The organism is Helicobacter sp. UBA3407 (assembly GCF_949747025.1).
Classification (GTDB): domain Bacteria; phylum Campylobacterota; class Campylobacteria; order Campylobacterales; family Helicobacteraceae; genus Helicobacter_D; species Helicobacter_D ganmani.
The window spans coordinates 1-9,846 of sequence record NZ_CATKCB010000066.1 but is presented as its reverse complement, the minus strand read 5'-3'; the positions used below and the strand labels follow the sequence as shown (position 1 = coordinate 9,846).

The window sequence follows — 9,846 nt, the reverse complement described above, 5'->3', positions numbered from 1 at the left end:
TCTACAAAAATACTAAAAATTCTAATCGCAACTACCAATGCTGCAATTTTGGGAGCAATAGACATAAAGCCTGCCAAAAAAGAGTTAGAACCCTCATAAACATCTGGCGTCCAAGTATGGAAAGGCACTAAAGAGGCTTTGAATCCAATGGAAGCGATAAAAAATACTACACCACTTAAAACCAAATAAAAAGGCTCATAATCGTGTGCTTCTAGCACATTTCTAATGCCTTCTAAATCCAAATGTCCGCTTGCCGCATAAAACAACATAGAACCAAAGGCGAAACAACCCGCAGACAAAGAACCCATTGTAAAGTATTTGATTGCTGCCTCAAAAGCAGTCGCTCGATTGTGCATAGCAATCAGAGTATAGAGCGCAAGGGAAGCTGTTTCTAACCCCAAGAAAATAACGATTAAATGGTCGCTACTTACCATAAATTGGAATCCTGCACACATAAATAAAAAGAGTGCATAATATTCTGGATAAGCAAACTCGTGGAATCGGTTATAACTCAAAGTCAAAGGCACAAACAAAATCGCAGAAACTAGAATAATCATTTGTCCTAAAAGCGAGAATCCATCTATCGCAATCAAATCAAAAAAGGCTCTTTCCCCATTGATGCTAAAAAATGTGATATAACCCAAACTAAGCCCCAAAAACAAAATCGTAAGCATAGTATAAAGTTGTTTATTTGCATTTTTTAAGCACATATCCACAACCAAAATCAAAAGCCCCCCAACAATCGTAATAAGCATAGGAAAGATACTGAAAATATTTAAACTCTCCAATGGAATACTAAAAGTTTCTAACATCTATCTCCCCTCCTCTTGCAAAGATTCTGCATTCGTTGCATTATTTTCTTTTATTGCTTCTTGTGAATCTTTCTTTTCCTCTTGGGAATTTTCTAAATTTTCAAGATTTTCTATATTTGAGCTTTCTCCCTGTTGTAAGAATTCTGATAGCTCTAAATCTATCCCTAAAAATGCTTTAGTTTCTGGAGCTACCACACGAGAATACATTACTGCAAGCATATTTTCTACACCTTTATTGATGGGTGTTAAAATCGGCTTAGGATACACACCAAGCCAAATCACAATCGCAACCAATGGTAGCAAGGCACTCCATTCACGTTTATCCAAATCTTGTAATTTTAAATTTTCTTGATTTATAACTTTTCCATAAAATGCCTTGCGATAGAGATTGAGCATATAAATTGCACCTACAATAATGCTAATTCCCGCAACTCCTGCAAGAATTGGAGAGATTTGGAAAAACCCAAGCAAAGATAAAAATTCCCCTACGAATCCCATTGTCAAAGGAAGTCCCGCTGAAGCCATCATCATAATCCCAAAAATTGCAGCATAATTAGGCATTACCTTTGCGATTCCGCCAAACTCGGCAATCATTTTGGTATGCCTTCTCTCATAAATCATTCCTACAAGCATAAACAGCGCGCCACTGATAATCCCATGACTTAACATAAAAAAGACAGACCCGGAAATCCCCTCCATATTTAGCGCGAAGATTCCAATCATAATCACACCCATATGTGAAATAGAGCTATAAGCCACCACTTGCTTCATATCCTCTTGCGCAAATGCCACCATTGCGCCATAAACAATCATAATTAAAGACAAAATGGCAACAGGCATTAATAAAGCCACACTCGCATCAGGAAAAAGCGGCAAAGAGAAACGTACAAAGCCATAAGTTCCCATTTTTAAAAGCACAGCCGCAAGGATAATAGAACCAATTGTCGGTGCTTGTCCGTGCGCATAAGGCAACCAAGTATGGAAAGGAAACATCGGCACTTTGACTGCCAAACCGCAAAAGAATGCAAGGAATAACATTATTTGCAAATCCTCTGGGATAAGGCTTAAACTATACCATTCCAACAGAGAAAATGTCCAAACCCCACTCACGCTAAAGTAATAATACGTTAAAAACAAGATTCCAATTAGCATAATCATTGAACCCAAAAAGGTATATAAGAAAAACTTCACAGCGGCATAGATTCTACTACCACTTCCCCAAGCACCAATAATATAAAGCATTGGCACTAAAGACAATTCCCAAAAGATATAAAACAAAATCATATCCAATGCGCAAAATACGCCAATCATTATGCTTTCAAGACATAAAAGCGAAAGGATAAGCTTTTTGGTTTCTTGTGTTTCATTCAAATAAATGAAGCCTATTAAACTAATCAATGCACTTAACACAATCAAAAAGAGAGAGATTCCATCTACACCCACAAGATAACTGATACCAAAATTAACCACTAAAGGAAGCGAAGTAACAAACTGAAATCCGTCTGCTTCTCTATCAAAGCTATACCATAAAAGCAATGCCAACCCTAGCTCAATAAAGCTAATAACGACTGCGTAAGCTTTAAGATTCTCTTTAATGCCAATTGCTAAAATTGCGCCAATGAATGGGAAAAAGATAAGCAAAGTTAAAAGGTAGTCCATACTGCCTCCATACAAACAAAAAATATTAATACAAGTAGCAATAAAACTACCACACCAAAAAACATAATTTTTAACATTTTAGAAAGATTCCCACCTTGAATCCATTGCATACTTTCTCCGCTACTATTAAGGAATCTTGCAATCATATCTACTACGAAATCTACCACACACTTATCAATCAACCAAGCAACTTTGGCAAGCCTAATATAATTCTGTATAAACAGCCTATCATACAGCATAGGAATATAATACTGATGGCTTAAGAGTTGATAAATAAAAGTTTCCTGCCATTTAGAAGAAAAACCACCTTTTTTGTATTTTAACACCGCAAATGCAATCCCACTTAAAGCCACAAAAGAAGTCAAGAAAATAAGATTCCAAATGGTTTGAGATTCCAAATTTGCGCTAAAATCAGGCAGGGTTTGCGTAACAAAATGATGAAAAGTTGGCTCAAAGAATCCCGCAAATACCGCCAAGATTCCAAGCGGCAACATAGCATAAAGCATATAAGGATAAGCCTCATGGGGATGCTCTTCTTCGTGCTTTTTCTCGCCAAAAAATACAAGCATAATCAGTCGGAAGCTATAAAATGCAGTTAAAAACGCACCCAACAATAATATTCCCCATAAGATATAAGCTCCAGAACCGAATGCAGCTTCCAAGATTTTATCTTTGGAGAAAAATCCAGAGAACGGATAGATTCCCGCTAAGGCAATAGACGCTAAAATCATCAAAATTGCAGTAATTTTAAGGGGACGATAAAGTGCTCCCATTTTTGAAATATCCAATTTATCGTGCATAGCGTGCATTACATTTCCAGCTCCCAAGAACAACAAAGATTTAAAAAAAGCGTGAGTCGCAAGGTGAAAAAGAGCAATCCAATAAGCCTCTAATCCTGCTGCAACAAACATATAACCTAACTGCGAAAGAGTAGAATATGCGATAATACGTTTCAAATCCTTATTCACTAATGCCATAGTTGCAGCAAAAAGTGCTACAAATGCTCCTAAACTCGCAATTAAAAAGCCAATTTCAGGAATCATTGTATAAAGTGGATTCGCCCGAATCACTAAATAAACTCCAGCAGTTACCATTGTTGCCGCGTGGATTAATGCAGAAACAGGGGTTGGACCTTCCATCGCATCTGCGAGCCAAGTATGCAAAGGAAATTGCGCACTTTTACCCATTGCACCCACAAAAAGTAGAATCCCAATTGCTATTAAAATCCCTTTGGGTGCTTCATACACACTACTTAAAACTTCTTCATAGCTCAAAGTGCCAAAAGTCCAATAGATTAAAAAGATTCCAAGCAACATTCCAAGGTCAGCGATTCTATTCATAATAAAGGCTTCATTTGCTGCAAAAGAAGCAGAATCACGCTCATACCAAAATCCAATCAACATCCAAGAACAAAGTCCAACGCCTTCCCAGCCAATGAATAATCCTGCAAAGTTATCACTCATAACCAAAATCAGCATAGAAAAGACGAAAGCACTCAAATAAATAAAGAATCTATTGAAACTTTTATCGTGGCTCATATAACCAATAGAATAGATATGCACGCACAAAGAAACAAGCGTTACTACAAATATCATTGTCGCACTAACACTATCTACTAAAAATCCAAAAGGAATATAAAGTCCCCCAGCTCCAATCCAATCCATTAGTATTACTTTGACAACACCACCTTGTAATGTATGCACAAAAAGCAATGCAGAGGCTAGAAATGAAAATCCCAACATCAAGGAAGCAAAGATTCCAACACTAATCAACTTCTGCTTTGAAGCAAATGGAATCCCAAACAATGAACCCACCAATGGCGCAAACAATGCAATATATAAAATCGCTTCCATACTTAGCCTTCCATAATTTGTAATTTATCTAAATCTAATGTATGATGCTTTTTATACCAAGCAATAAGCAACCCTACCCCAATTGCAACTTCGCTTGCCGCAACAGCGAGAATAAAGAATGCAAACATTTGTCCATTTAAATCCCCGAGATATTTTCCAACGGCGACGAATCCGACATTTACAGAGCTTAACAAAATCTCTGTTGCAAAAAATAACATTAGTAAATTTTTGCGTCTAAGCATTCCAAAGACGCCAATCATAAACATAAGACTAGATAAAATCAAATAATGATTAAGCGTTATCATCTTGCTCTCCTTTTGGTGCTTGCTCATTTAAGGTTAGAGAATAATGCATTCCTTTGCCAGCTAGCACAATTCCCGCAATCATTGCTACAAGCAACATCATTGCCGCAATTTCAAAAGGAATCAGAAATTTTGTAAAAAGCACATAGCCTACCATTTGCACATTTCCCACACCCTCTTGTGGTGGAATCACAGCTTCTAAAGTTGCAAGATTCTGCGTAATAATCGGAGCAACAACCACAATAACAAGCAGTAATGCCCCCAAACCGCTTAAGACAAACAAAACTCTAGGATTCGCAATTTTTTCATTTTGTAATTTTTGAGCATCAAAAAACATCATCGCAAAAGCATAAAGCGCAATGACCGCTCCCGTATAAACGACAATTTGCACAACACCCAAAAATTCTGCTCCAAGCAAAAAGAAAAAAGCAGAAACAAAAATCATTCCCGCCGCCAATGCACTTAAGGCATAAAGGATATTGCGCGTTGTAACCACGACCAAAAACATTGCTAAAGTTAAAGCGCAAAATGTGTAAAACGCAATGGCTTCAAGCATTGACTTCCTCCTTTTGTTTTATTTCTGCGGTTGTTTTTATTGCATTTTCATCTGTCTCTTCTAAATATTTCAAAGGGGTGAGCTTAATATGTTTATCCGCATCTACGCTTATGCTTCCAACACCGCTAAATTCAGAATCCCGCCCGCTTAACACTTTATCAATCGGTGTTAGCATATCATTTTTCAAAGCAAAAGACGCTCTTTGTTCGCTTGCATTCTCGTATCTCTTTCCATGCACAATCGCAAGTTCAGGGCAAACCTCTGCACACAATCCGCAATAAATACATCGCCCAAAGTTAATGCTATATTCAAAGACTTTTTTGCGTCTATCCTCACCATATCCTGTTTCCATACGAATGCAATTTGCCACACAAATCTTTTCACATAATCCGCAACCAATACATCGCTCGTTTCCGCTTTCAAGCAAACGTTTTAGCTCATGCACTGCACGATAACGCGGACTTAATGGTAATTTTTCTAATGGATATTGCACAGTGTGGATTTGCGCCTTGTAAAACTCCTTAAATACAAGCCACAAGCCTACAAACAATTCACCCTTTAATGCGCGATTCCAAAACCTCACAAACTTTTGCGCATTACTCAAGAGAGGTGTTTGCTCAACAATCTTGATATATTTACTCAATTTCCACCTCCTAAACAAATGATACCCGTAACAAAAACATTTAAAAGTGCGAGCGGAAATAAGACTCTCCAACATAAACCCATAAGTTGGTCTGGGCGAATATGAGGATAAGCTGCTCTTGCCCACATAAATAAAAAGATAAGAAAACTGACTTTTAAGATAATTGCGATTCCTCCGGGAATGAATCCAAGCGGATTAAAACCACCTAGGAAAATCAAAGACACAACAAAAGACAATGCAATCATACTTGCATATTCACCAATAAAAAACATTCCCCAACGCATTCCCGCATATTCTGTCGCATATCCCGCAACAATTTCCGCTTCGTGTTCTAGCAAATCAAAGGGTGTCCTATTAAGCTCTGCATAACCAGCAAACAAAAATAAAACAAACGCTAGAGGCTGTGAAAATATCAGCCAATTTGTGATTCCTCCTCCTTGATAATTGTTAATATCAATCAAGGATAAAGAGCCAACTAACATTAAAGGCGCCAAAAGAGATAACCCAGAAACAACTTCAAAACTAAGTAATTGCACCGCTGTTCTTGCTGCCCCCAAAATAGACCATTTACTATTTGCGCTAATACCACCCAGCAAAGGACCATATAAGCCAGCAGCCCCAACACCAAGCACAAATAGAATCCCGACATTAATATCTGAAATGATAGGTTGAATGGTATAACCAAAAAGCTCAAATTCAGGAAAAAATGGAATTGGAGCCATTGCGATAAAAGCGGTTGCTGCTGTAATTGTTGGTGCGATTCTAAAGATAAGGCGATTTGCTCCACTTGGCACAATATCTTCTTTGGTAAAAAGCTTAATCCCATCGGCTAAAATCTGCAAAACCCCAAAAGGTCCCACCATCGTTGGACCTAAACGACGTTGGAAAAAAGCTAGAATCTTGCGCTCTACATAAGTCGTAAAACCTGCCAATGCTGAAAAAATCAGCACGACAAGTAAAATTTTAATCAGCGTCTCAATAATATAATTCATACCAAAACCTTTAAAGAAACATTCGCATAACGCGTTGTTGGAAAAAGTTTAAATTCCTCAAATTCGCACACGCCAAGTGCTGCAAATTCACCCTCCATTCCTTTATCAAGAATCGCTAAGGTTTCTACCACTTCTCCATTTGCAAAACGCACTTCCACCTTATCTCCTGCGTTAATTCCAAGCTTTTGAGCGTATGCTTCACTGCATTGCAATCCATTTTTAGTATCCAGATATGCAGATTGCAAAGTGCTTTCTGAAAAATGTGCAATCGGATTGCGCGCATAGAGATTATAGGATTCCAACTCTGTCAATTCTATTGGCGAAATCTCTAAAGGTTCTTTTGGGAAATGAACTCCCAACAAATACCCACGCACTTCAGAGCCATCGTTTAAAAATCCAAACTTCAAATCATCGTATTCTACACTTTTAAAGCCTTTTTCTATGGATAATTCCGATGTGTAATCTATCGTGGATTCGTATTCTAGCCCCAGCACTTTGGCAATATCATTTAATTCATATCCATTATAAGACGTTGCAGGAGTTAAAGGCACAACCCTTTTATCCACATTTACCAATGTGCCTTCTTGCTCATTTAGATAAGGCATTTGTAGAGAGTTTTCTGCACCCACGCCGATTCTATAATGCCCTTGCGCATTGTAGCCAATACTATATCCCACGCCCTCTTTATCTAACTCACAAATCAAAGCAATACCTAATGCATTTGTCGTAGGTGGAAGCAATAGAATCTTAACCATACTCAAATTTTCAATATAGCCCAAGATTTTTGCAATATTTTCGGAATTTTTCGCACGATACACATCAAATCCGACAATCAAAATCGGATTCTTTGCGCCCTGTATTCCATTCTTTGTCGCTTCTATGGATTCTTTCAAGCCACCGCAATAATCATACAATGCACTTGTGATAACTTCTACTTCTTGTGCGATTTTTTCTACTTCCTCTTTTTCTATAAATTTTTCATTACCCTCCTCGTCTAAGACAACATTACCCTCTTTGTCTAGCTCTTTTACCTTAACTTTCTTTTTGACTTCTTTTGTAATTGTCTGCATTTCTTTGCGTTCGTATCGTTCAATTTGTGATTTCAAAGAAAGAGGCATTTGCTCTCTTGGAATACACACACTTGCCAACAACAATGCAAGGGCTTCTTCGCTATTTGGTTTATAGATTCCATTAATTGTGGTTTTTACAAAACGATTCACAACAACATCTTGCATTGTGTGAAAATACGCTAAATTCGCGCCTTTATTCTGTTTCATTGCATTGTTAATTTTATGTGTAACCACAGGCATATCATAGCTCAATGCTCCACCAAAGCACATAACAAAAGTGCTTTGTGTAATATCTTTTTGATTTGCGTTTCCTAACGAGCCACTAACTTTCAAATAAGAATCTAAAAATCTTTTAAAAGGATAAACTTCCTCACATACCAACTTATAACCAAACTTTTCTTTTAGATTCTGTAAAATCAAAGCTTCCTCGTTGCTTATATTTCCTGCAAAACGAATCGTTTGTGCTTCTTTAAAGGCGGCAATGCTTGCGTTGAAAGCTTCCTTATCTTTTTGGACTTGCTGATTATTCACATCAAAGCCCAATCTTCCCGCAGGACAAAGTGTAGAAAAATTCCAATCACTACTGACGCGATATACCTTTCTTTCATCTCCTCCGATTCCGCTTTGCTTCACTTCATAGGTCAGCGCACAACCATTACCGCAATGCACACAAGTGCTAGGGATTTTCTCTAACTCCCACGCATTGGAACGATACTGAAAATGCCCAATCGTGAGCGCACCTACGGGGCATACACTGACACACTCCGCACAATCAGCGCACGCTTCTGCCTCCACACCATTTAGTCCTATCAAGGATTTTTTGAATTTCGTCCAAACCCCATAAGCATCTTTTGGCATAATATCTTTATATTCTTTAGACGGCATATCACCTTCGCGTTTTTGGGCTTTAATGTGAGATTTACCAATTTTATCTTTACAGAGTGTTACGCAACGTTCACATACAATACAAAGATTTGGGTCATAAACTGCCTTACCCCAAGAATCAAATTTCTTCTCATCATCTTTCATCGCATAATTCTGCTCATCTACGCCTACATAATGTGTGTAATTTTGCAATTCACATTCACCGCTTTTGTCGCATACTCCGCACTGCAAAGGGTGATTTACAACATACGCTTGCATAATTGCTTTGCGCTCTTCTTCAATTTCTTTGGTATTTACCAAGATTTGCATACCCTCCTTTACTTTTGCATTACACGCATACACGCGTTTGCCATCCGCCTCTACCATACACATTTTACACGCAAGCGTAGGAGATGCACAAGAAAGATAACAAATCGCGGGAATAAACACTTCATTGGCACGCGCGGCATTCAAAATGCTCTCGCCCTCTTCACAAAGAATCTCACAACCCTCAATCGTTACTTTTATTTTTTCCATTATGCCACCTTGCTTATTTTGACTTTTTTATAGCAAAATTCATATTTTAAATCCCAAAAGTCTTGAAAATTCAATGTTTGTGGAATCCACAAAATCCCAACCATACCTTTTAATTGCATATTCTTACGCAGTTTAACTTGTATTATTTTATCTGATTGTATTAGTTGTACTTCAATTTCTGATTCCTCTTGTATCTTGCTTACTTGACTAAATTGTTTAGAAACCTCCAAGATTGGCTCTCTTAATGCTTTGGTTTGCAAATACGCTACTAATCCGTCATAACACTCTAATTCGTCCAATGCGTCTATGCAAGTCTTTTTTTGAGTCTCTATCTCTTTGGGTGCAGATTCTAAAAATACAATTTCTATTTGATTTAGCGCATTACTCAAAAGTGCTAGAATCTTTCCAATATTACGCGCTCTCTTGTGTGTGCTTAAATCTCTCCCCAACACAAGCACATTTTTTCGTGATTGAAAACTTTGTGCAATCTGTTCCAATTCTTCTTCTGCCAAATTACATTCAGAAGACAAATACCCCACATCTAAGGATTCCACAAAT

Annotated in this window: 8 protein-coding genes and 1 pseudogene; all 9 read right to left on the bottom strand. The window is 37.7% G+C overall.

Annotated elements, in window-relative coordinates; genetic code table 11:
• Positions 1-812, bottom strand: an 812-nt coding sequence (locus Q1553_RS01395; RefSeq protein ID WP_300842695.1) for a proton-conducting transporter membrane subunit, incomplete at its 3' end; no start/stop codon positions are given.
• Positions 813-2,471, bottom strand: coding sequence for an NADH-quinone oxidoreductase subunit M (locus tag Q1553_RS01390; RefSeq protein ID WP_297570408.1), 1,659 nt, complete (start codon positions 2,469-2,471; stop codon positions 813-815).
• On the bottom strand, positions 2,456-4,324 hold the full coding sequence (nuoL, locus tag Q1553_RS01385) for an NADH-quinone oxidoreductase subunit L (protein ID WP_300667818.1): 1,869 nt from the start codon (positions 4,322-4,324) through the stop codon (positions 2,456-2,458). The genes Q1553_RS01390 and nuoL overlap by 16 nt, the downstream gene beginning before the upstream one ends.
• 2 nt (positions 4,325-4,326) lie before the next feature.
• Positions 4,327-4,629, bottom strand: a complete 303-nt coding sequence (gene nuoK, locus Q1553_RS01380; RefSeq protein ID WP_115552222.1) for an NADH-quinone oxidoreductase subunit NuoK — start codon at positions 4,627-4,629, stop codon at positions 4,327-4,329.
• A complete protein-coding gene (locus Q1553_RS01375) occupies positions 4,616-5,182 on the bottom strand; it encodes an NADH-quinone oxidoreductase subunit J (protein ID WP_115552223.1) in 567 nt (188 codons plus the stop codon). The genes nuoK and Q1553_RS01375 overlap by 14 nt, the downstream gene beginning before the upstream one ends.
• Complete coding sequence (gene nuoI / locus Q1553_RS01370; RefSeq protein WP_245944293.1) at positions 5,175-5,825, bottom strand: NADH-quinone oxidoreductase subunit NuoI; 651 nt, start codon at positions 5,823-5,825, stop codon at positions 5,175-5,177. Before nuoI ends, Q1553_RS01375 begins: the two co-directional genes overlap by 8 nt.
• Positions 5,822-6,817 (bottom strand): NADH-quinone oxidoreductase subunit NuoH, encoded by a 996-nt coding sequence (nuoH, locus tag Q1553_RS01365; protein WP_115552225.1) that lies wholly within the window; start codon positions 6,815-6,817, stop codon positions 5,822-5,824. Before nuoH ends, nuoI begins: the two co-directional genes overlap by 4 nt.
• On the bottom strand, positions 6,814-9,288 hold the full coding sequence (locus Q1553_RS01360; RefSeq protein ID WP_300842694.1) for an NADH-quinone oxidoreductase subunit G: 2,475 nt from the start codon (positions 9,286-9,288) through the stop codon (positions 6,814-6,816). Before Q1553_RS01360 ends, nuoH begins: the two co-directional genes overlap by 4 nt.
• A pseudogene (locus Q1553_RS01355) lies at positions 9,288-9,846 on the bottom strand (hypothetical protein); the annotation flags it as partial. The gene Q1553_RS01360 and the pseudogene Q1553_RS01355, both read right to left, overlap by 1 nt.